General features: G+C 57.9%; 16 protein-coding genes and 1 riboswitch. Of the genes, 1 reads left to right on the plus strand and 15 read right to left on the minus strand.

The genetic code is table 11. The features are described from left to right. Positions 1-49: 49 nt before the first annotated feature. From MDG893_RS00005 to MDG893_RS00065, 13 genes are all read right to left on the minus strand, one after another. Positions 50-823, minus strand: a complete 774-nt coding sequence (locus MDG893_RS00005) for an ABC transporter ATP-binding protein (RefSeq protein WP_007151640.1) — start codon at positions 821-823, stop codon at positions 50-52. Further along, on the minus strand, positions 823-1776 hold the full coding sequence (locus MDG893_RS00010; protein ID WP_007151641.1) for a FecCD family ABC transporter permease: 954 nt from the start codon (positions 1774-1776) through the stop codon (positions 823-825). Before MDG893_RS00010 ends, MDG893_RS00005 begins: the two co-directional genes overlap by 1 nt. Positions 1777-1809: 33 nt before the next feature. Next, positions 1810-2706: a cobalamin-binding protein gene (locus MDG893_RS00015; protein WP_007151642.1), complete on the minus strand. Its 897-nt coding sequence runs from the start codon at positions 2704-2706 to the stop codon at positions 1810-1812. Further along, positions 2700-6911 (minus strand): cobaltochelatase subunit CobN, encoded by a 4212-nt coding sequence (locus MDG893_RS00020; protein WP_007151643.1) that lies wholly within the window; start codon positions 6909-6911, stop codon positions 2700-2702. Before MDG893_RS00020 ends, MDG893_RS00015 begins: the two co-directional genes overlap by 7 nt. A gap of 22 nt (positions 6912-6933) precedes the next feature. Then, positions 6934-8745, minus strand: a complete 1812-nt coding sequence (locus tag MDG893_RS00025; protein WP_007151644.1) for a TonB-dependent receptor plug domain-containing protein — start codon at positions 8743-8745, stop codon at positions 6934-6936. Positions 8746-8900: 155 nt separating this feature from the next. Then, a riboswitch (cobalamin riboswitch) is annotated at positions 8901-9103 on the minus strand. Between the two features lie 47 nt (positions 9104-9150). Beyond that, positions 9151-10170 carry a threonine-phosphate decarboxylase CobD gene (gene cobD / locus MDG893_RS00030; RefSeq protein ID WP_007151645.1) on the minus strand — a complete coding sequence of 340 codons (1020 nt, stop codon included), beginning with the start codon at positions 10168-10170 and terminating at the stop codon, positions 9151-9153. A gap of 28 nt (positions 10171-10198) precedes the next feature. Continuing rightward, positions 10199-10756 (minus strand): cob(I)yrinic acid a,c-diamide adenosyltransferase, encoded by a 558-nt coding sequence (locus MDG893_RS00035; RefSeq protein ID WP_007151646.1) that lies wholly within the window; start codon positions 10754-10756, stop codon positions 10199-10201. Between the two features lie 42 nt (positions 10757-10798). Continuing rightward, a complete protein-coding gene (locus tag MDG893_RS00040; RefSeq protein WP_007151647.1) occupies positions 10799-12496 on the minus strand; it encodes a methylmalonyl-CoA mutase family protein in 1698 nt (565 codons plus the stop codon). Then, positions 12483-13463, minus strand: a complete 981-nt coding sequence (gene meaB / locus MDG893_RS00045; protein WP_007151648.1) for a methylmalonyl Co-A mutase-associated GTPase MeaB — start codon at positions 13461-13463, stop codon at positions 12483-12485. Before meaB ends, MDG893_RS00040 begins: the two co-directional genes overlap by 14 nt. Next, positions 13464-14885, minus strand: a complete 1422-nt coding sequence (locus MDG893_RS00050) for a phenylacetate--CoA ligase family protein (RefSeq protein ID WP_007151649.1) — start codon at positions 14883-14885, stop codon at positions 13464-13466. A gap of 61 nt (positions 14886-14946) precedes the next feature. Beyond that, the gene (locus MDG893_RS00055; protein ID WP_007151650.1) at positions 14947-15372 is read right to left on the minus strand and encodes a cobalamin B12-binding domain-containing protein; all 426 of its coding nucleotides are present in this window, start codon (positions 15370-15372) and stop codon (positions 14947-14949) included. Between the two features lie 15 nt (positions 15373-15387). Continuing rightward, a complete protein-coding gene (locus tag MDG893_RS00060; RefSeq protein WP_007151651.1) occupies positions 15388-16080 on the minus strand; it encodes a GntR family transcriptional regulator in 693 nt (230 codons plus the stop codon). A 210-nt stretch (positions 16081-16290) separates the two neighbouring features. Further along, positions 16291-16878 carry an NUDIX hydrolase gene (locus tag MDG893_RS00065; RefSeq protein ID WP_007151652.1) on the minus strand — a complete coding sequence of 196 codons (588 nt, stop codon included), beginning with the start codon at positions 16876-16878 and terminating at the stop codon, positions 16291-16293. A gap of 102 nt (positions 16879-16980) precedes the next feature. On the opposite strand from MDG893_RS00065, the gene MDG893_RS00070 reads away from it, so the two are divergent. After that, on the plus strand, positions 16981-17529 hold the full coding sequence (locus tag MDG893_RS00070; RefSeq protein WP_036206490.1) for an NUDIX hydrolase: 549 nt from the start codon (positions 16981-16983) through the stop codon (positions 17527-17529). Between the two features lie 20 nt (positions 17530-17549). On the opposite strand, the gene MDG893_RS00075 is transcribed toward MDG893_RS00070, so the two are convergent. Together MDG893_RS00075 and purL are read right to left on the minus strand one after the other, a co-directional pair. Then, on the minus strand, positions 17550-17861 hold the full coding sequence (locus MDG893_RS00075) for a YqfO family protein (protein ID WP_007151654.1): 312 nt from the start codon (positions 17859-17861) through the stop codon (positions 17550-17552). A 466-nt stretch (positions 17862-18327) separates the two neighbouring features. Continuing rightward, on the minus strand, positions 18328-22233 hold the full coding sequence (purL, locus tag MDG893_RS00080) for a phosphoribosylformylglycinamidine synthase (RefSeq protein ID WP_007151655.1): 3906 nt from the start codon (positions 22231-22233) through the stop codon (positions 18328-18330). Positions 22234-22480: the final 247 nt, after the last annotated feature.

Below are 22480 nucleotides of genomic sequence, written 5' to 3' on the forward strand. Positions count from 1 at the left end.
TGTTTTTGACGGTCCCGGACGGGATGGCCCCACCACTGCTCCGAGCCTTTTATACGGCCTTCTTTGGTACAAATAGTGGCGCACCATCCACCTCGACTGTTAGCAGTTCCTGGTCATAGAGTCGTTCAAGCGCGGCCGGCACGAGCATTCGTTCTGCTGGCCCCCAGCACGCTTCGCCGTTGGGGTACAGCAACAGCAGGTGGTCACACCATCGTGCCGCGAGATTCAGATCGTGCAGACACATGAAGACGGAACGCCCACTACGCGCCTGTTCGGTCAGTAACTGGAGTACCGACACTTGATGGTGCAGATCAAGGTGGTTGGTGGGTTCATCTAAAAGCCAGGTATCAGGTGCCTGGGTCAGCACGGTGGCAATGGCTACTCTCTGGCGTTCACCGCCAGAGAGTGTGTTCACCAACCGATCACTGAGATGGCCCACATCCAGTTGATCCAGAGCGCGTCTCGCAAGACGTTCGTCGGCTCCGGACTCCATCTGCCAGGGCGACAACCACGGGTGGCGCCCAATCAGTGCTGTTTCCAGTACCGTCGCGGGAAAACCGTCCTGCCGTTCCTGGAAAACCATCCCCAGTTGTTGCGATATTGTCCTGCGCTTCAGGTCTGCCAAAGGATGTTTTCCCAGGCAAACCGATCCGCGACGTGGTGATCGCAACCCCGCCAGTGTGTGCAAGAGCGTCGTCTTGCCGGCACCATTTGGCCCCAAAACGCCCCAGATCTGTCCTTGTTCCACGGCAAAGTTCAACGCTTCCCCATCGCCCCGCCCGGGAATGTCGATAACCAACTTTCGAGCCTGCAACGGATTCATCAGCGGCTCCGATACAGTAGGTAAAGGAAGGTGGGTACACCCAGCAGCGCGGTAATCACACCCACCGGCAACTGCTCGGGCGCAATCACTACCCGTGCCAGGGTATCCGCCAGCACCAGCAGCGTGCCTCCAGCCAATGCGCATGCAGGGAGGATCAAGCGCTGGTCATTACCAAGGACCAGCCGCAGCATGTGGGGCACCACCAAGCCAACAAAACCAATACTGCCAGCCATGGTGACCGCAGTTGCGGTGAGCAGGCTGGCAAGGATATAGATCGTCCATTCCAGCGGGCGCACCGATACGCCGAGGGCTGCCGCCTGCATGGGGCCGCGAGCCAGTACGTTAAGACTCCGCCCCAGGGGAGCCACCAAAAGGCACACCAGCACCAGGAACACCAGTGCAGGCCAGGGCGTTCTTGCGTAGGACACATCACCCATCAACCAGTACAGCATTCCCGGCAGACGCTGGGCAGGGCTGATGGCCAACATCAGGGTTATCACGGCGCCCCAGCCAGCGGCGACCACCACACCGGTGAGCAACAAACGCGACGGCGTCCAGCTTCCAGTCCCATGGGCCAGACCGAACACCATCAAAGTGGCCAACAACGCACCGGCAAAAGCCGATCCGGAGATCATCAAACCGCCCAGGCCCGCCAGCATCGCAAACAAGGCGCCGACGGCCGCACCGCCAGACAACCCCAGAACGTAGGGGTCCGCCAACGGATTGCGTAACAGCACCTGCATCAGAGCCCCAGCCACGGCCAGCAAACCGCCAGTTGCGAAAGCGGACAATGTTCGTGGCAGGCGCAATTCCAGCACCAGGGTTTGCTGCAGGTTGCTGCCCTCACCCAGAATGACGGCGACAACATCTCCCGGTGCCACGCTGACACTGCCAACACCCACCGACAACATCATGGCGGCCAAGCTGGCCAGAGCCAACAACACAAGTGGCATGGTCAGAGGCCTGCTCAAAGGGTCTGTCTCCCACTAACGTTTGGCACGGGCATCATCCAGTTTCTCGCAAAACAGTTGTGAACCTTTCAGAATACGCGGCGTCGGGCGCTGGATCAGCGACGGTGGAACGAAATACAGGTTCTCCTTCGCAGTGGCATCGATACTCGGGAAAGCCTCCCAGCGGGTCAGCCAGTGCCGGTTCTCTTCACCCATGCCACCAGCCAGAATGGCCTCAGGATTGGCACCGATAACAGACTCGGCACTGATCCTCGGCACCAGGCGATCAAGATCACCAAACACGTTCACGCCCCCGCAAAGCGTTATCACCTTACCAATCAGGTGCTCATCGTTCACGGTCATCAGGGGCTCATCCCACACCTGATAGAACACCGAGACCGGCTCCGCACCCTGATATTGTTTTTCCAGTGCCGCCATTCCCTTGCGGAAACGATCTGCTTCGGCAAAGCCCTCATCTTCAGTACCCGCCAGAGTCGAAAGCCGTTCGATGGTGCGTGAAACGCCCTCAAAACTTCGGGGCTCAATGGAGAATACCGGCAACCCCAGGTCCCTCAGGGCCGCAATCTGCTCCGGCGGGTTGCCCGTCACCCAACCAATGACCAGATCGGGTTTCAGCGCCATCAGGCGCTCAAGGTCCATGCGGGTGTGGCTACCCACAGAGGTGACCTGCTTCGCCTGCTCGGGGTAATCACTGTACGAAACCACCGCAATCACCTGATCACCAGCGCCTGCGGCCCAGACAAGTTCGGTCGCTCCGGGAGACAAGGCCGCGATCCGGCTGGCCGGTTGTTCAAGGCAGACTTCCTGGCCGGTATCGTCTGTTGCACACCGGTCAGTGCCAGCCGCCGCCCCCGGTGACATAGCCAGAGCTAACGACATCAACGCAGCGGTATGCCGTAACGATTTCAACATGACGCCCTCTGGTTTCCGGAGTTTTGACAATCATCGTTGGCAGCGGGCATCGCGGGGTAATCAGCCGACCCACCTTTTCGCGCGGATTCGAAGGCTTCCCGCTGATTGGGTTCCAACTGGTCCGCGACCCAATCCATCAGGGGATGATCCGGACGGGTGTGGCCACTGCCGGGCAGGCCATGGTCGATGATATTTCCCGCGAAGTCACGTGCCAGGGCCTGGCGGGTGAAAACGTCCGCCTCCCAGAATCCCCGTTTCGCGGCCAGGAGCGCAATCGCCTGCATGTGGGTTTTGACATGCACGTTGTGCCCCTCTGCCAGGAAGTCGTCCAGGCCAAGGCCGTGGCGATCCTGAAAGTACACTTCATTGACCTCGTTCCAGACACTGGAACGAAGCACCTGGGGACTTGTGATTTGCCAGCCCCAGAGGTTGTCGAGAAAATCACTGCCCATGGTGCGGGCACCGGCGTAGCCGTGCTCCATCAGCGGCGCTAACCATTGCGGGTTCAGGTTACGGGCTCTCAGTTCTACCTGCAGCGCCCGCTGGAGCGAATCCACCCGGGGATTTCGCGGATCTGCGTATTGGAGCACCCGGTTCTGCGGGGGCTCGCCTCGCAGGTGTTCCACGGCGTTGGACAGCCCGCCCTGGAAATCAAAACCGTCATCGTTGTCCAGCAGACCATAGAGATGGCTGGCCCGCCCAAGGTAGGTATGGTTTACCGTCTGCAATTGGCGGTCGAAAGCGTCGTGAGCCGGTTCACCCTGGCTGCCCTTGCCATAGACGTGCCCCATACGCCGGCGATAAGCATCACCCAGTTGTTCCCGGTCCTGCCAGGCGCCCGTCCGGGTGGCAAGCCGGTTAACCCCCGCACCGTATGCGCCCGGAGCCGTACCGAAGACCCGGTAAGCAGCCTTTGCACCCGCATCCCGAGCTGACGCACCTGCGGCCAGCAATACCCGTGTATCAGCGACCCAGTGGGCAGCAACACCGTTGGTGGACAGGGATTCCTCGCCCGGCTTACGCATGTCGACCGGCAGAACCGATAACGCCTGGTCCAGTGCCTCTTCCAGCTCCGGGTACTTGGCCCTGATGGATCCGGCTGCGCCCGCCAAGGCGTACCGCGATGCCATATCCAGCCATTCCAGTTGGCTTTCATAAAGATCCCGAAACAAGCCGGACGTGGTGAAAACGACGTTGCGACGACTGGGTGTATCGGTTCCCGGGCCGGCGGGCAAACGCTCCAAACTTTTCACGATGCCCCGACTGTTCCACACCGGGCGCACACCCAACAGCTTCATACCAAACGCAATCATGACCCCTTCGTCCCGCACCGTATCCGAGGCCCAGAGCACCAGTGCATCGCTTTGCTCTGAATGGCTGTCTTTGGTGGCCCTGGCCTCCTCGACCAGTTCTTCAGCCAGCGACCAGGCCACACGGGTTGGAATCAGATCATCCGACAAGGCGTGAAAATTACGTCCCGTTGGCAATACCGCTGGTGTTCGCAACGGATCGTTGCCCTGCCCCGGAGCAACAAACCGGCCATTCAACGCGTTGAGAAAGCTGGTGCGCTCGGAAGCAGGAGACGCCTCAAGGTCGGTGCGCCACGCTAGCTCTGGCGTGCCGGCCTTACCCGCCATGGAGTCGAGCATGGTGTCCACCATGTCTGCGCTCCAGTCCCTGCCAAACACGTGCAGCCCCAGCGGCATAAAGTGTTCCTGCATATCGGTGACATAGTGACCGGCTTCGTGCACCAGCAGATCGGGTGAGAGTTCATCGAGGGAAACCTCTTCCACCGACAACCCCATCTCGCCAGCGATTTCCTGTTCGAGATCGTCGGAGATATCCAGCACCTGAATTTTTTCCCGCAGCATCTTCAGCGCCCGTTCCCTGGTGGGGCTGTCGGGCTCATTGGCAGACTCCCAGGTTTCCACGAGTTGTCGGAGCTCCAGCAGTTCGTCATAAAGCTCCGTCGCGGCCAGCGGCGGCGTCAAATGACTGATCATGACTCCCAGCGCCCGGCGCTTGGCCTGGATGCCCTCGCCAACACCGTCGACGATGTAAGGGTAAATCAATGGCAGGTCGCCCCCCAGCAAATCCGGGTAGTCATCTTCCGTCAAACCAGCGCGGCGGCGTGGCAGGAATTCCCTGGTCGAGTGGCGACCAACGTAAACCAGTGCATCAGCCTGGTAGTGATCCCGTAACCAGTGGTAGAAGCCCACGTATTGATGGGTCGGAGGGAAGGTAGTGTTGGCGTGCAACAATTCTTCGTCCACTTCCCAGCCCCGGGGCGGTTGCGGACCGACGTAGATGTTTCCGAAACGTAGGCCAGGGAAAATCAGCCTGTCATCAACCACCATGGACTGACCCGGCGCTTCCCCCCACCCCTTTAGTCCGGGAATGCCCGTATCGGCCAAGGCAACCCGACTGTCATCCAGTTCCGCACTGTGACCACCTTCATCGAGACGCGCTTGCCAGAGCGTTTCGTACTCGTCCAGTTGGCTTAGCGCAGCCTTTCGGCTCGGGTGCTGGAGGTGTTCAATCAGATGCCGCAAGTCACGAATACCCCGATTCAACAGGCCGGTCGCCAATTCTTTCTCGCCCAATCCATATGCCTGCTCCAGTCGCTCGTGCAAATAACCCAGCGGGCCATGGACAATTTCCTGCTGGACAACGTCGGGCAAGGTTTCGAGATACTCGCGATAGGTACTGCCCATCATTGAGGCGACATCACCGGCCATTTCCCTCAACGCGCGAGGATCATCCGGCAGACTCACGCCTCGTTGCTGGAGCAGGTCGGTGAGGGCTTCCGGGCTCTCCGGTAGTGGACCAGTCTCGTAGCCCTCGGCTTTAAGCCAGTGCAGCATTTCATATAGCGAAGCTGGCACATCGAGATTGTCCGCCCCAATATTCTGCCGGCCCGGTGGGTGGTTGTAGTAGATGATGGCCACGCGCTTGTCGGCGTTGTCCTTGGCTTGCAGCGCCTGCCAGCGTTTCAGGCGGTCGGCGACGGCGCCCACTCGCTCCGGCACCGGCTGGGTCAGCGTCAGGGCCACACCGGTGTTTTCGTCAATCATTTCCGGCTCCGCGGTAGCCAGCACCATGGGCTGACTGACGCCCTGGAGCTCGGGCATCGCCAGTTTGTAGTGAACCTTGTCAGACGGAACACCATCGATCGACAATTGCCACTGATTGGCGGTGCGGGAGGCCAGTCGCAAGCCTTTAATCACCGGCACATTCAGCTGGACCAGCGCCTCCGTGACCTGACGCCGACCTTCACCGCCGCCGACAATAAAGTCCTGAAGACTGACAATACCGGACAGGGTCGCCGGGCCTACCGTTTCATTCAGGGCACGGACGGCCTCCAGGCTGGCACCACCCCATCGGGACAGAATCGCAAAGCATTGCATTCCTCTGGATTCCAGGGCTGCACAGGTTGCGTCCAGCAGCGCCCGATCGCCGGGGCGATCACCGCTATCCAGGTCCAGAAGCGCGACCACAGGGCCGGATTGCAGGTTAAGGTTTGCCGCGTTATCTGTGGCTTCACCATTACGGTAATAGCGGATCAGCGACCGGGGCGGCAGATCCGGCACGTCAAGCTCTTCGCCCGCCTGAACAAGCAACCAACGCAATAAGGCATCCAGGTGTTGCGGGGTGCGTCCCTGGTATAGGGCCCGGCCTTCAAGCCAGGGTTTCTGTTCGGGGAAACGGGCCTTAAGCTCTGCCAGATGGGCTTTCAAGTCCGTGCCGGGGTCCGGCGCTTTCATCAGGTTGTTCAGAGTGGTGGCATCCAGCCCTTCCAGGGGCTTTCGTCCCTGCAACCGTGACAATACAGTCAACGCTCTGTCGCCATTCACCCCCAGAATCGGAAACTCGCGAACGGTCGACTGCGCACTCACTGCACGCTCAATTCGGCCCATCTGCTCTCCGAAAACCGCTGCCATCAATAAGGCATCGGCCTGCTTCACCAGATCATCGAGGGCGCTGTTGTCCAGGTTTGCCAACTGCTCTGGAGTCCGCAGAATAATGCGGTGATCTGGCTGCGCTGCCAGAAAGCGTTCTGCACCAGCGGCCATCTCCGCAGCGGAACGCTCGGACACCACCCCGAATACCGTGGCGCCGAACACTGATTGGGACAGCATCAGCAGAAGCCCCGAAAACCAGCGTAACAACGGGCGACTCAGAATCCGATACAGGCGTTCAATCATGCACTAACCTCTCCATGGTTGTTCATAGGTCGTATCGAATCGTCAGCATCGCAGTACGACCGGCGGCTATATACGCGGTGCCGTCAAATCGCTGTGCTGTGGCGTATTCTCTGTCGAGCACGTTGTCGACCGTCAGATTTGTGGTCCAATGGCTGTCAATTTCCCACTTTGCCCGCAAGTCCCAGGTAACAAAGCCGGCGAGGCGCTCTTCGTTTTCAGCATCGTCGTAGCGATAGCCCTGACCCTTCACCGTGGTTCCCAACGATACTTGGCCAAAATCCCGATCCAGATCCACCCGGAACTGCTTCGCGCTACGGCGACGAATTCGATTGTCGGTCTCACGGTCGCGGGGGTCGGTTACCGAGGCCCCAGCCTGTACGGTCCATTCGTCCAATTCCAGGCCAGCACTCAGCTCAATCCCCCTGATGCGTGCTTCGTTAACATTGAATGGCGCGAACCGACCGTCCCTGAAGACAAATACAATCAGATCATCAGCGTCGGTCTGATAGATCGCGGCATCCCAGAACCAACGGGCGTAATTCCCGCCAATACCGAACTCCACGCTACCTGCGGTTTCCGGTTGAAGATCCGCATTGCCGAAGTTCGGGAAGTAGAGGTCATTGAACGTCGGCGCCCGGAATGATGTGCTGTAGCTCACCCTTACCCTGTGGTTGCGATCCATATCGACACCCATGGCGATCGCACCGGTTTCCTCACGACCAAAAGCCTCGTTGTCGTCAGCGCGCAAACTCAGTTGAAAGTCCGTCGGACCGAAATTCAGCAGGGCCTGACCAAAAACAGCGGCGTTAGTGCGGCTGGTTTCGTCAAAGTCGGTGGTGCTGTCTACTTCATCCACCAGGAGTTCACCGCCCAGGATGTACTCATGGCGGCCAACACTGATCTGATTCTCCCAGCGGGCACTGCGGGTTTTGGTGTCGAAGGTGCTGTTACCAAATTCGTCCCGTGTATCCTGTTCGTCAATGGATTCCGCCAACAGGATGCGGCTCCGCCAATAGTCGCTGATGGGGGTGTCCAGTTTGAAACCGAGAGTCTGGATGGCAAAATCAGTGTCACCTCCCTCAAATTCGGTATTGCCCTGGGCACGCATGAGAACGACGCCAGCTTCCCCGCCGGAGTCAAACTGATGGGCTACGGACGCCAGGGCGGACGTATTACGAAAGCCTTTATCTTCGCCCCCTTCAACGATGGCCGTGCCATCGGTCTCCAAATGACTCGCGCTTAGACTGTACTTCATCCGGCCTTCAGTGCCGGCCGCACCAGCCACATACTCCTGGGTGTTAAAGTTGCCTCCGCCGGCCTGAACCCAACCCTCATGACCGGTTTCGGCACTGTGAGTGAAGGCCTGAATGACACCACCGACGGCATCAGCACCGTAAAGGTTGCTGCGAGAGCCACGCACAATTTCCACCCTCTCTACCATTTGCGGCGGGAAATACTGCCAGGCAGCACTACCACTGGTGGCCGAGCGCAAACGAATGCCGTCCACCAGGAAAACCGTGGATTCACTACCGGTGCCCCGGGTGTACACACTGGTGTTCTTACCGAAAGAGCCGTTGCTGGTGATGTCGATGCCGGGTTGGCCCATCAGCAGCTCGTCGAACGTTTGCGGCTGCAAGCGTTCGATCGCCTGTTCATCGATCACCGTGACCGACGAGTCACTTTCGCCCCGGGTCTTCGGCCCAAGCGTGGCGGTAACAACAATGGGATCGAGCGCCGCCACAACACTTTCATTGTCGGCCAACGCATCGGAAACGGACAGGAACACAAGGGGGAGGCCGGCAAACACGACCGGCAAAGACTTCGGACAACTCATAATCAACACTCGCTGGCAAACCACGCGCACCCGCGTGATGGTTATTGTGTTGCGGAGTACGAGTATGAGATTGGGGAGGCAGGATACGAGTCAGAGTACGGGTGTGAGACCGACGCAACTCTCCCACCGCCGTCGCCCTCCGCAACTTCCGGTGTGTATTCAGGCCGGTCTCCGGGCTTGCGAGTGGATCGGCCTGTTGGGCCGGTCCGGGGCAATCACCTTCCCATGCATGGCGCACAGTGGCTTTTTTCGATTGCCTTTAGCTCGCTTACCGTTGCGGGGGCAGCGTCGGACTTTAACCGACTTCCCGTTTTACGCGTTTCGGCGGGGATACCGCACAAACGCGTTACCTGAACACGGTGTTCATCGAATCGGGCGCCAAACTAGCAGCCCTTATGTGCTAAATCAATACAGATAACTTAAATACAGTGCCTGGTCTAACCGGGCCCATTCTGGTTCCGAACCAGGCAATCCAAACCGCAGTGCAGCAGGATTCTCAAACTCCCGAACGAGAATTCCCCGCCGTGCGAGCTCGCCTGCAATATCCGCCGCCCGGTCATGCCGAACGTATCTAAAAAGCGCCGTTCCCGTAGCGCCTTCAAGGCCATGCCTCGACAGGCAGTCCGCCAACCGCTGGCTTTCATTGTGCAGCCGCTCCATCGTCGCAGCCTGCCACTGGGTGTCGGCCAGCGCCTGATCCATGATAAATCGAGCGGGGCCACTGATTGACCAGGGCCCGATCATGGCACCCAATCGGCGAATAATATCCGGGTCCCCCACCACGGCTCCGGCCCGCAGGCCCGCCAGGCCGAAAAACTTGCCCAGGGATCTCATGACGATAAGACCGGGTCTGTCGGTCGCATGCCCGACACTGAGCTCTGGTGTAGCATCGACGAACGCCTCGTCTACAATCAGCCACCCGCCACGACTCTGAAGCTGCTGATGCCAGCTCAGCAACCGGTCCGGATCAACAACCTGGCCAGTGGGATTATTCGGATTGATCCACACCAGCACGTCCAGCTCGTCCAGCCAGCTTTCGTCATCATCCGCTAGCTGATCATTGCCAATCTCTATCACCCGATGGCCGGCAGCAGCCCAGTTATGACCATGCTCCTGGTACCCCGGAGAGGGCACACCTACCCGGCACGGCTTTCGTAAACGGGGCAAGTGCATGATTGCCGCCTGGCTACCAGCCAGGGCCATACATGCGGCGCCATCCGGTGCACCCACCCATTGTCTGATGAGTGGCTCCAGGCCATCGTCTGGCTCCGGCAGGCGACGCCAGATCTCTTCCGGGATCGCCGGAACAGGCCACCCCGTTGGATTGATACCGGTGGACAAGTCCAGCCATTGATTCATCGGGATGCCCCACGTCTTCGCGGCGGCCCGTAGCCGGCCGCCATGTTCCAGCGGCAACAAATTCACGCATCAATACCTTGGTCTCGGGCTAGCATTATTTACCCGGCACCCAAAGCACATCGTCCTTACCCTGGTTGTTCGCGTGCCTGGCAAGGACGAACAGCAAATCAGACAGCCGATTCATGTATTCCAGAACCAACCGGCTGATGTCCTGCTCTTCCTGCAGCTGAGCAATGATACGCTCAGCGCGCCGCGTTACGGTGCGGGCATGGTGAAGATGTGCAGCCGCAGCGTTTCCCGCAGGCAGTATAAAGGAGCGAAGCGACGGAATATCCGCGTTGAACCGGTCGATCTCCTGCTCTAGCTCAATGGTCTTGCCCTCGGCAAGCCTCAGTGGCGGGTATTTCGGGTTTTCCACGATCGGGGTACACAGATCTGCCCCGACATCGAACAGATCGTTCTGGATACGCGCCAGTATAATGTCCAGTTCGCCATCCACATGCCGCCGCGCGAGACCAATCACTGCATTGGCCTCATCCACCGTGCCGTAGGCTTCCACGCGCAGGTCATGCTTGGCGACGCGGCTGCCATCGCCAAGGCCGGTATCGCCCTTGTCTCCGGTTTTCGTATAGATCTTGGTGAGCCTGACCATTCATGTCTCCCGTGAACCGGTCCTGTCAGTATTCGAAGCCGGTCAGATTACAGGTTTTTCGCGATAGGTTCCCCATATCCCTTTCAGGGTTTCAACAATATCGCCCATCGAGGCGCCCTCTTTCACCAGTTCGATGGTGATCGGCATGAGATTGGCCGATTCGTCCTCGGCCTGCTCTTTCAGTTGCTTGAGCATACCCTGGACTTTCTCCTCGTCGCGATTGTCCTTGACCCGGTTCAGGCGTTCAATCTGCCGGCGCTCGGTTTCCGGATCGTGGGGATGGGTTTCGATTTCAACATCCTCTTCGTCCTGCACGAACATGTTGACGCCGATAACCGGCCGCTCTCCACTGGCCTTACGCAGTGCAAAATCGTAGGCGGAATCGGAGATGCCTCTCTGGAAGTAGCCGTCGTCGATGCACTGGAGCGTACCACCGAGTTCCTCAACTTCATCAAGAATCTTCCAGACTTCCTTCTCGATCTCATCGGTAAGATTCTCGACATAGTAGGAACCGCCCAACGGATCCACCACCTGGGTGATGTTGGTCTCGTAGGCGATGATCTGCTGGGTTCGCAGGGCAATACGCATCGCCTCTTCCGTTGGAATGGCGAATGCTTCATCCATGCCGTTGGTGTGCAGGGATTGGGCACCACCCAGTACCGCAGAAAGTGCCTGAAGCGCCGTACGGATCGGGTTGATGGTGTACTGCGGCTTGGTCAGGGTTGCCGCCGCAGTCTGGGCGTGAAAACGAAGCCGGCTGGCTTCCGGTTTCGTGGCGCCAAACTTTTCACGCATGATCTTGGCGTACACGCGACGGGCTGCGCGGAACTTGGCAATCTCCTCGAAGAAATCTGCCTGGCTGACGAAGAAAAAGGACAGCCGCGGCCCGAAGTCGTTCACATCCACGCCCGCGTCGATGGCGGTCCTGACATACTCCATGGTGGTCGCCATGGTATACGCCACTTCCTGGACCGCTGTCGAACCGGCTTCAGAAATGTGATAGCCAGAGATGTTGATGGGGTTGTACCGATTCATGTTTTCGGAGCCGTACTGGATGCAGTCCCGCACCAGGCGAACCGACGGCCGCACCGGGAATATCCACTCTTTCTGGGCGATGTATTCCTTGAGAATGTCGTTCTGGATGGTGCCCGACAGGTCATTGAGATCGTATCCCCGTTTCTGCGCCAGGGCGATGTACATGGCGTAGAGAATCCATGCGGACGGATTGATGGTCATGGATACCGAGATCTTGGTCAGATCAATATCGTCAAACAACTCCTCCATGTCAGCGAGGGTGTCAATGGCAACGCCTTCGCGGCCCACCTCACCCTGGCTCATGGCATGGCTGGAGTCGTAACCCATCAGCGTCGGCATATCGAAGTCGATCGACAGACCGGTCTGGCCCTGGGCGATCAGGTACTTGAAGCGACCGTTGGTTTCCCTTGCCGTACCGAAGCCGGCAATCTGGCGCATGGTCCAGTTCCTGCCCCGATACATGGTGGGGTATGGCCCCCGGGTAAAGGGATACTGCCCGGGAAAACCAATGTCCTCGAAGGGGGTGTTTTTGACATCCAATGGTGTGTAGGTGCGTTTCGTCGGCATTCCGGACGCGGTGACGTACTCCGGTTTGCTCTCCGGCGCCCGCTTGATAAAGGACGACACTTCGTTCCGTTCCCACTGATCAAACTCTTTCTCAATGTGCTTCAGTGCAGCTGGGTCATACTGGTCAGTGCGCTTCATGAATGGTCTCCTTCATGGCTTTTAACAGGGTCACCGCGGCTCCATGGGGGTCCAGTTCGCGCTGGGTAACCTTCTTGAGCAGCTCTTCGGTCTGCGACCTGCTGTCACGTGCAAAATTATCCCGGACAATCTCTTCGGCCACCTTCACCACCCGCGTTAACGCAATCTGGTGCCGCCGTTGGGTGATCTCGCCACTTTTTTCCAGGTGTTCCGCGTGGCGATCAATGGCGGCCATCAACTCTTTAAAGCCGCTATGCTTTTCGGAACTGGTCGGCACCACGGGCACCCGCCAGATTCCCTCGCCCGGCTCCAGGCTCATCATCAGCATGGCCTTGAGTTCCTGAATGGTTTTGTTGGCGTCCGGCCGGTCGGCCTTGCTCACCACATGGACATCGGCGATTTCCAGAACACCAGCCTTGATGGCCTGAATGTCGTCGCCCAGCCCGGGCGCGTTGACGACCACGGTGGTGTGTGCGGCGCGGACAATATCGACCTCGTCCTGCCCCACCCCGACCGTCTCGATCAGGACCACGTCAAAGCCGCCGGCATCCAGAAGGTCCACCGCATCCAGGGCCGGCCTGGCAAGACCGCCCAGGGTTCCCCGGGTGGCCATGCTGCGAATGAAAACACCGGGGTCGGACACCAGGTCGCCCATGCGAATACGGTCACCGAGGATCGCACCGCCGGAATACGGGCTGGAAGGATCAATAGCAACCACACCAACCTTGCGGCCGCTGGCCCGGTACTCATGGACCAGTTGCGTGACAAGGGTAGACTTCCCTGCTCCTGGCACACCGGTAATGCCCACCACATGGGCGTTGCCGGTCGCTTTGTAAAGCTCGGCCAGGGCTTCGCGCACCTCAGCATCACCGCCGCTTTCAACGCGGGTAATAAGCCTGGCGATGGCGCGAAGATGTCCTTCCCGCACGCGCTCCGCAAGCTTCATCGAGGGTATGCGGTTAATCATTTAACCTCCTCGCTTCTGGTTGAGGCTCTGGTAAAGGTCCCGGTCATCAACGACACGCTGGGCTTTGAAGTCGGTACGTGGAAAAGTATCAGGCTCGACCATGACAACCCGTGCCCGCACACCCAGTACCCGGCTCAGTTCAGCCTCTGCCTTCTCACCGAGAGATCTCACCGCATCCGGGCCTCTGCCTGCGACCTCCTGATCAAACTCCGCTTTTACAGCCAGCTCATCCATAGAGCCGCCCCGTGAAATAATGATCCGGTGCTCGCCGCCATAACCGGAAAGGCCTTCCAGAACTTCCGCAATGGCGCTGGGATACACGTTTTCACCGCGGATCTGGAACATGTCATCGATCCGACCGTAAATGCCTTTTGGCAGCCTGGGATAGGTGCGACCACAGGGATTGTCTTCCATCACCCAATGGGTCAGATCACCGGACACCATCCGGATCATCGGCTGGGACGTTCTCTCGAGGTGCGTGTAGATAGGCGTTCCCTGTTCGCCGTATGGCACCCGGCGATTGGTTTTTGGGTCTGCCACTTCGGTGTAGACAACGTCCTGCCAAAGCAGCATGCCCTCGGTGTCTGCACTGCCAGAGGCATGCATCCAGGGGGTCAACTCCGCCATTGTTCCGCAGTCAACTACCTTGGCACCGTAGATCTGCTGAATCTTGTCGCGGATGGACGGAATCGAGCCGCCCGGTTCGCCGGAGAAGAACAGCACTTTGATGCCGAACTCTCTCGGGTCTACCCCTTCCTCGCGGGCCACTTCCGCCAGCCTTAACGCGTAAGACGGTGTTGAATACAGCCCGGCTGGCTTCATCATTCCGAGCCAGGTTACCGCTCGCGCAGTCATCCCCGGTGCACCAGCGCCGAAGGGGAAGGCTTTACAACCCAGTCTTTCAGCCCCGATCAACGCCCCCCATGACCCCATGTAAAGGCTAAGAATCGCCGCCACAAACACCGTATCACCAGGGCGTAACCCCATACCCCACATGATCCGGGCATGGTTGTTGGCGATGGTTTCCCAGTCACGCCTGGAAATACCAAAAGCGGTGGGTCGGCCGGTGGTACCGGAAGTACCGTGAATATGGTGGATGTCGCTTTCGGGGCAGCAGAGGTAATCGCCGAAAGGTGGGTTTTTCGCCTGGGAATCGCGCAGCTCCTGCTTGGTGACGACGGGCACTTCCTCAAAGTCTGCGAGGGTACGAATGTCATTGGCCTTTATACCGGCCTCGTCCCATTTGCGCTGGTAGAACGGCGAGTGGTCGTAGGCATAGGCCATCACCTCGCGGATGCGTGCAACAATCAACTCATCGCGTTTTTCCGGGTCCATCGTCTCCCGGTCCCGGAACCAGTAGGGACTGTTCGCGTCCGGAAAATAGTCGTTGCGATAACTGGGGGGAAAATTCCACTCTTCCATCGGAGACTCCTGATTTTGTTATTGGTTGTCGTCTGAGGAAATCTGCGGGCCACGGCCCTGACTATCGGGCACCTCGATCTGCGACCATTTGCCGGAACGAATCGATGATTTCTTGTGGCGGAGTGTCCTGAAGAAGAATCTTGTGGACTCCCATCTGGTAGAGTTCTTTGACATCGTCATCGGGGATGACACCGCCACCGGCAACGATCATGTCTTCGGCTTCCTTGTCTTTCAGAAGCTCCAATACCTTGGGGAAAATGTGCATGTGCGCACCGGACAGCAGGCTGATGCCGAGGATATCCACGTCTTCCTGAATGGCAGCGTCCACGACCTCCTCCGGTGTGCGATGCAGTCCGGTGTAGACCACGTCCATGCCGGCATCACGTAGTGCACGGGCGACCACTTTAATGCCGCGATCGTGACCGTCCAGTCCAATTTTTGCCAACATCACCCGAATCACTGCTGCGTTTTTGTCATTGTTTTGCATCGCATTCTCCTTGGATTAAATAATCGTGCTCCCACTTCTTTTCAGGGGTTCACGGCAAACTTGAATTTCTTTCTGAAGCCATTTTGATGCGGTTTCCACATGCTCTCTGGCAAGTGTTTCGGCAGTCCGTGCATCTCCGGCCAATACCGCGTTCAGTATTGCCTCGTGCTCTTCCCAGATCTGTTTCTGGTTTTTTTCAACAATGAGAATGTCACTCATGACGCGCCTTACGTGGTTCCAGTGCGCCTCCATTGAGTCAAGGATGAAGGTGTTGCCCGCCAGCTCGTAGATGAAGCCATGAAAGCGCATGTCAGCGTCGATCAGCGCGGGGAGATCATGCGCTTTCCCTGCTGCGAAACCTTCGGCAATGATGTCCTCACCTCGCTTTCGCGCCCCGGCATCCACACGCTGGGCGGCAAGCCCGGCACTGATGAGGTCGATCCCACACCGGAATTCGTATAACTGCGCCACAAAGCTCTCATCAAGCACCGACACCATCAGGCCCCGACGCCCTACCGCTGACAGAAATCCATCATCGCGCAGGCGTTGCATAGCCTGGCTTACCGGCAACCGCGAGACATCCAGTCTTTCGGCCAGCGTCTCCTGTGTGACCCGCTCACCCGGCTTAAGCAAACCTTCGACAATGGCATTGACCACAGAGTCGTAAATCAGCTCCGGCAGGTTCTTCTCGGTTTGAATTTTTTTCATTGATTACACCTCACGACCTAACTCCTTTTTGTCGTTTGCATACAGTATTCAACATGTAATACCTGATCGCTCTATAAACATATTAGACCTTTGTCTAATATTTGAGCATTCATAGGCGCACGGAACGTCAGTGGCCCCAAGCAATAGGCCAACTGACAAAAGCAAAAGAGAGAGGATGAGAACTGGGACGGAGTGTTCGGGGGACGCTAATCAGCGCTTAGGGGGCGGCTCCAGCAAATCGATACCGGCGTCGTAGACCGCATTGAGGAAATCCACCAGAACGACCGCAGACAGGCCCCATATCTGATAGCGTTCCCAACGATAACAGGGCACATAAAAGGTATTATTGAGGAAGTTGAGCGGGTCTGTGCGCTCTCGATTGTCGTCCAGGAAAAATTCAACGGGCACCCGGAAGATACTATCGATTTCCGCCGGGTTGGCTTGCAGGGGGTGATCGCCGGGTATCACCCCAACGTAAGGCGTTACCAGAATCTGATGCAGCGACATGACCTGGCTCAGCGGCGCAATCAGTTCCACCTGATCGGGTGGCAGTCCGATTTCCTCGTGAGTCTCGCGCAGCGCGGTGTCGGCCAGGGAATGGTCTTCCGGGTCCCGCCGCCCGCCGGGAAAAGACACCTGCCCCCTGTGAGTACTCAGGTTTTCTGACCTCAGGGTAAACACGATTTCAGGGTTTCCATGGTCATTGGTGACCGGGACGAGTACGGCGGCTTCGGGGTAATCCAATGTCAACAAACGGGGTACATAGCCTGACAGGCGTTTGGTGAGAAGATCGCGCAAAACACGGCTCCGTTAAGACTTCTGACTGTTGAATGAGACACCGGCAGCGCAGATAGTTACACTTGCTACCAACACACATTTGTCCAGTATATGGTGAAACAGATGAAATACTGCAGCACATGCGGCCATCCTGTCGAACAGCGCATCCCCCAAGGCGATAATCGCCACCGCTACGTGTGCATCAGTTGTGAAACCATACATTACCAGAATCCCCGCATCGTCGCCGGTACGGTTCCCGTCTGGAAAGGGCGGGTTCTGCTATGCCGCCGGGCTATCGAGCCCCGGTATGGTTACTGGACGCTGCCTGCAGGCTTCATGGAAAACTCGGAAACCACCCTCGAAGCGGCCACCAGGGAAACCCGGGAAGAGGCGCTTGCAGAAGTGACGGTGGACAACCTCTACACCATCATTCATGTGCCACACATTGATCAGGTGCACATGTTCTATCGCGCCACCCTAACCAGCGAAGACTTCGGGGCCGGCGAAGAGTCGCTGGAAACCCAGCTGTTTGCGCTGGAAGACATTCCCTGGGATGAACTGTCGTTCCCCACTGTCCGTCGCACCCTTGAGCTTTATGTGGAGGACGTGCGCAATGAGCACTTCCCAGTGCATGTGGACGACATTCGGTACCGGATGGGGCCTCGTGCCTGAATATCCGCGCCTGGTCGCCGCTACAGTGCTTCCATACGAAACACCTCGTAGGCGGGCTCTTCGTATGGGTGCGCCTGCTTCAACGCTTGAAGTGCCGCCTGAATAAGGTCGTCCTTACACACCAACTCAACGCGGAACTCGTCTACCCGCTCAATTTCCCCGGTCTGACCCAGAAAAGGCTTACTGCCAGCAAGCGGACGAAACTGTCCCTGACCTTTGCATTGCCAGGCGCAGCAATCGTAATCACCGATACGCCCGGCACCCACTTCAAAAAGAGCGCTTTTGGTCGTTTCAAGATGACTCTCAGGAACGAAATAACACATCTTGTACATTCGTCAGATCCTCCCTTTAACACCGTTGGTTCAGAATAGAATCAGACCATTCCGACACCCTTCCAACGGATAAATTTTGTACAGATTAAGCATTTAGCCACTTACCCACAGAATCTGTGGATAACTCTGGGGAAAGTTTTTGGGAACGTGCCCCCATCCCCCGGAATTACTGCACTTTCGTTAAATTGGCGACAAATTCACCTACTTAATTATTTCTTTATATTTCAACTAGTTATAGTTGTCGAACAAAAAATGAACCTAAACCCAGTGCTTTGTACACATTGCACACAGCCTGGCACCAGGAATGTGCATAAACCGTTTGAGTCAAGGGGATTTTCGCACTTATAAACAAAAATTTCCCTTGAAAATCCTTGGAAACTCCCGTCACCAAAAACAAAAAAGCCGGCCCGGGATGAGTCACCTTTATGGTGCGTCCCGGGCCGGCCTCTTTAGCTCAGGCTATGGCCTAGCTGAACCAACGCCTCGCATTACGGAACATCCGAATCCATGGCGCATCTTCACCCCAATCGGCAGGGTGCCACGAAAGCTGGGAGGTTCTGAATACCCGCTCGGGATGGGGCATCAGGATAGTGACCCGTCCATCCCGTGTGGTAACACCGGTTATGCCCGCCTCAGACCCGTTGGGGTTCCATGGGTAACGTGTGGTGACCTCACCGCGGTTATCCACGTAGCGTAGCGCAATCAGTTCGCTATCACTCAATTGGTCTGCAGACGTTCCAGCCGGGAACTCAGCCCTGCCCTCACCATGGGCAACCGCTATCGGCATTCTGGAGCCGGCCATGCCCTCCATGAAAGCCGACGGAGAAGGGGGCACCTCCGCCATCACCAACCGGGCTTCGAACTGCTCCGACTGATTTCGTACGAAGCGCGGCCAGCCTTCGCTACCGGGAATCAGTTCGTGCAGGTTGGACAACATCTGACAACCATTACAAACGCCCAGCGCCAAGGTGTCCTGACGGTTGAAGAATGCGGCAAACTGATCACGAACCCGATCATTGAACAGGATGGACTTGGCCCAGCCCTCACCTGCACCCAGAACATCCCCATAAGAGAAGCCACCACAGGCTACCAGGCTGTTGAACCCTTCCAGGGAAACCCGGCCGGAGAGCAGGTCACTCATGTGAACATCCACGGACTCGAAGCCGGCACGGTCAAAGGCGGCGGCCATTTCAACCTGTCCATTAACACCCTGCTCCCGCAACACCGCCACTCGGGGCTTGGCCCCTTTGTTGATGTACGGCGCGGAAATATCGTCGTTGATGTCAAACGTCAGTTCCGCGTGAAGCCCCGGGTCACTGCTGTCCAGCAGATTGTCGAACTCCTCCTGAGCGCAATCAGCGTTGTCACGGAGCGATTGCACGCGATAGCTGGTTTCCGCCCAAAGACGCTGTAGATCCGCTCGCGGCCGGGATATAACCGACTGCCCTTCAAAGGTATAGCGGATGTGGTCGTCCTGGTTGACGGTACCGATCACCGAAGTGTGGTCACCAAGACCCGCGGCCGAAAACTGCTGCAGTACAAACCCGGTATCCTCTCGACGAACCTGGATCACGGCGCCAAGCTCCTCATTAAAGAGCTCACGAGCGAACTGGGATGCATCTTCCGCAAGGCCATCCAGTTTGATGTCGACACCGGTGTGCCCGGCAAAACTCATCTCAGCCAGGGTTACGAACAGGCCACCATCCGAACGGTCATGGTACGCCAACAGCTTGTTGTCTGCGTTCAGGCCCTGGATAACCGCGAAAAATGCCTTGATGTCTTCCGGGTCATCCAGATCCGGCGCGACCGCACCCACCTGCCGGTAGACCTGCGCCAGTGCGGAACCACCCAGGCGGTTCTGTCCTGCCGCAAGATCGACCAGAATCAGGTCCGTCTCCCCGGTATCGGTGGCCAACTGAGGGGTCAATGTCCTATCCACATCCGTCACCGGTGCGAAACCGCTGATGATGAGCGACAAGGGTGCCGTAACACTCTTTTGTTCGCCGCCATCCTCTTCCCAGACCGTCTTCATGGACATGGAATCCTTGCCCACCGGAATGGTGATACCCAGTGCAGGACAAAGTTCCATACCAACCGCGCGAACGGTTTCGTAGAGGTTCTCGTCTTCACCTGGATGCCCTGCCGCAGCCATCCAGTTGGCGGACAGCCGAATATCCGACAGTTTGGCGACGGGGGCGGCCGCCAGGTTGGTAATCACCTCACCCACTGCCATGCGTCCGGATGCAGGCGCATCGATAACCGCAACCGGCGTGCGCTCCCCCATAGCCATGGCTTCGCCAGTCTTCACATCAAAAGACGACGAGGTAACCGCCACATCACTGACAGGCACCTGCCATGGGCCCGCCATTTGGTCACGCGCGACAAGCCCCGTGATGGTCCGGTCACCAATGGTGATCAGAAAACTCTTGGAACCCACCGACGGCAGCCTCAGAACACGGCTTACCGCATCGTTCAGATCAATCTTTGTGGAATCAAAAATAGGCTTGGTGAATGAGGAGCGTGACACGCTGCGGTGCATGCGGGGCGGCTTGCCGAACAGCACGTCCATCGGCAAATCAACAGGGCGGTCGTCGAAATAGGAATCCCCGAGTTCGAGATGGTGGGCCTCGGTCGCTTCACCAATCACCGCATAAGGGCAGCGCTCACGGCGGCACAGAGCATCAAACTGTTCCAGGTTTTCCGGCGCCACGGCCATCACGTAACGTTCCTGGGACTCGTTGCACCAGATTTCCAGGGGCGACATGCCAGGCTCGTCACTGGGAATGTCACGCAGTTCGAAACGGCCGCCGCGGCCACCGTCCTTGACCAGCTCCGGCATGGCGTTGGAAAGGCCGCCTGCCCCAACGTCATGAATAAAGCATATGGGATTGTCGTCGCCCATTTGCCAGCACCGGTCAATCACCTCCTGGCAGCGACGTTCCATTTCCGGGTTATCCCGCTGCACTGACGCAAAATCCAGGTTCTCGTTGCTGGAACCGGAATCCATGGACGATGCAGCACCGCCACCCAGACCAATCAACATGGACGGTCCACCCAGGACGATCAACTTGGCACCAACCGGAATATTGCCTTTCTCCACATGGCTCGCCCGGATATTACCCAGGCCGCCAGCGATCATGATGGGTTTGTGATAGCCACGCACCTCTTCGCCACCGGCACCCGGCACCGCTTCCTCGAAGGTCCGGAAATAGCCGGCGAGATTGGGACGGCCGAATTCATTGTTGAAGGCAGCGCCACCAATCGGACCTTCAATCATGATGTCCAGGGGAGAGGCAATCCGTTCCGGCTTACCGTAACCGATCTCCCAGGGCTGCGGGTCATCGGGAAGATTAAGGTTGGACACGGTGAACCCGCTAAGGCCCGCCTTTGGCTTGGAGCCACGCCCGGTTGCCCCTTCATCACGGATCTCACCACCAGAACCGGTTGCAGCACCGGCCGCCGGCGCTATCGCGGTCGGATGGTTGTGGGTTTCCACTTTCATCAGGATATGGATATCTTCCTCATGATAGCGATAAACACCGGTTTCCGGCTCAGGGAAGAAACGCCCCCCACGGCTGCCGGCAATGACCGACGCATTGTCCTTATAAGCGGAAAGCACGCCCTCGCTGTTCATCTCGAAGGTATTGCGAATCATCGCAAACAGGGATTTTTCCTGCCCTTCGCCGTCAATATCCCAGGAGGCGTTGAATATCTTGTGGCGGCAATGTTCCGAGTTGGCCTGCGCGAACATCATCAACTCAACGTCGGTGGGATCACGCTCCAGGTCCGAGAAAGACTTTACCAGGTAATCGATCTCGTCTTCCGCCAGCGCCAGGCCCAGTGAACGATTGGCATCTACCAGTGCCTGCCGCCCGCCAGAGAGCACCGGAACCCGGTTAAGGGTGCGCGGCTCGTCGGTATGGAACAACAATTCCGCACCGCCCATCTCGTGGAAGACTTTCTGGGTCATGCGATCGTGGAGCAACGCCGCAATCTTCTCCCGCTGCTCGAGGCCCAGCTTGCGGTTGGCTTTCACGTAATAGGCGATACCCCGCTCAATCCGACGAATCTGCCGCAGGCCACAGTTGCGGGCGATGTCCGTCGCCTTGCTTGACCAGGGTGAAAGCGTACCGGGGCGCGGAACCACCAGGAAAAGGACGCCATCAGGTTCCTCGGCGGGAACGCTGGGACCGTATGTCAACAGGCGATCAAGTACTGCCTGATCGGATTCGGACAGCGGGAACTCAAGATCCGTGAAGTGCATGAACTCGGCATACACATGTTCCACCGCAGGCACGACGTCCTGGATGCGGGTATACAGCTTGCGGGAACGAAAGGGCGAGAGCGCGGGAGCGCCGCGAAGTTCAAGCATGATCAAAACCTGTACGCGCGAGACTGGGAGCCGGTGCAGCATCCTGTGTTCCGTATCGACGGAGTACAAGGTAAACAGGAAAAGGCCGGCCATCTGAAAGGCCGCAATGATACTTGAAACACGCACCGGGATACAGCGTCAAAAGGTTATAAACCGACCGCTATAATTTACATTGTTTTGCACATTAACTGAGCAGATTCATTGACCACCCCGGTATGACCGGGGATCATTACAGATGAGCCAGGGA

It is taken from the genome of Marinobacter algicola DG893 (genome assembly GCF_000170835.1).
Lineage (GTDB): Bacteria > Pseudomonadota > Gammaproteobacteria > Pseudomonadales > Oleiphilaceae > Marinobacter > Marinobacter algicola.

What these genes read in the sequence shown, in the direction of transcription:
- MDG893_RS00055 (WP_007151650.1), bottom strand. Translation starts at nt 15,372, where the DNA reads ATGCAAAACAATGACAAAAACGCAGCAGTGATTCGGGTGATGTTGGCA.
- meaB (WP_007151648.1), bottom strand. Translation starts at nt 13,463, where the DNA reads ATGATTAACCGCATACCCTCGATGAAGCTTGCGGAGCGCGTGCGGGAA.
- MDG893_RS00040 (WP_007151647.1), bottom strand. Translation starts at nt 12,496, where the DNA reads ATGAAGCGCACTGACCAGTATGACCCAGCTGCACTGAAGCACATTGAG.
- MDG893_RS00060 (WP_007151651.1), bottom strand. Translation starts at nt 16,080, where the DNA reads ATGAAAAAAATTCAAACCGAGAAGAACCTGCCGGAGCTGATTTACGAC.
- MDG893_RS00010 (WP_007151641.1), bottom strand. Translation starts at nt 1,776, where the DNA reads ATGCCACTTGTGTTGTTGGCTCTGGCCAGCTTGGCCGCCATGATGTTG.
- MDG893_RS00025 (WP_007151644.1), bottom strand. Translation starts at nt 8,745, where the DNA reads ATGAGTTGTCCGAAGTCTTTGCCGGTCGTGTTTGCCGGCCTCCCCCTT.
- MDG893_RS00005 (WP_007151640.1), bottom strand. Translation starts at nt 823, where the DNA reads ATGAATCCGTTGCAGGCTCGAAAGTTGGTTATCGACATTCCCGGGCGG.
- MDG893_RS00075 (WP_007151654.1), bottom strand. Translation starts at nt 17,861, where the DNA reads ATGTACAAGATGTGTTATTTCGTTCCTGAGAGTCATCTTGAAACGACC.
- MDG893_RS00050 (WP_007151649.1), bottom strand. Translation starts at nt 14,885, where the DNA reads ATGGAAGAGTGGAATTTTCCCCCCAGTTATCGCAACGACTATTTTCCG.
- MDG893_RS00070 (WP_036206490.1), top strand. Translation starts at nt 16,981, where the DNA reads ATGAAATACTGCAGCACATGCGGCCATCCTGTCGAACAGCGCATCCCC.
- MDG893_RS00035 (WP_007151646.1), bottom strand. Translation starts at nt 10,756, where the DNA reads ATGGTCAGGCTCACCAAGATCTATACGAAAACCGGAGACAAGGGCGAT.
- MDG893_RS00015 (WP_007151642.1), bottom strand. Translation starts at nt 2,706, where the DNA reads ATGTTGAAATCGTTACGGCATACCGCTGCGTTGATGTCGTTAGCTCTG.
- MDG893_RS00020 (WP_007151643.1), bottom strand. Translation starts at nt 6,911, where the DNA reads ATGATTGAACGCCTGTATCGGATTCTGAGTCGCCCGTTGTTACGCTGG.
- purL (WP_007151655.1), bottom strand. Translation starts at nt 22,233, where the DNA reads ATGCTTGAACTTCGCGGCGCTCCCGCGCTCTCGCCCTTTCGTTCCCGC.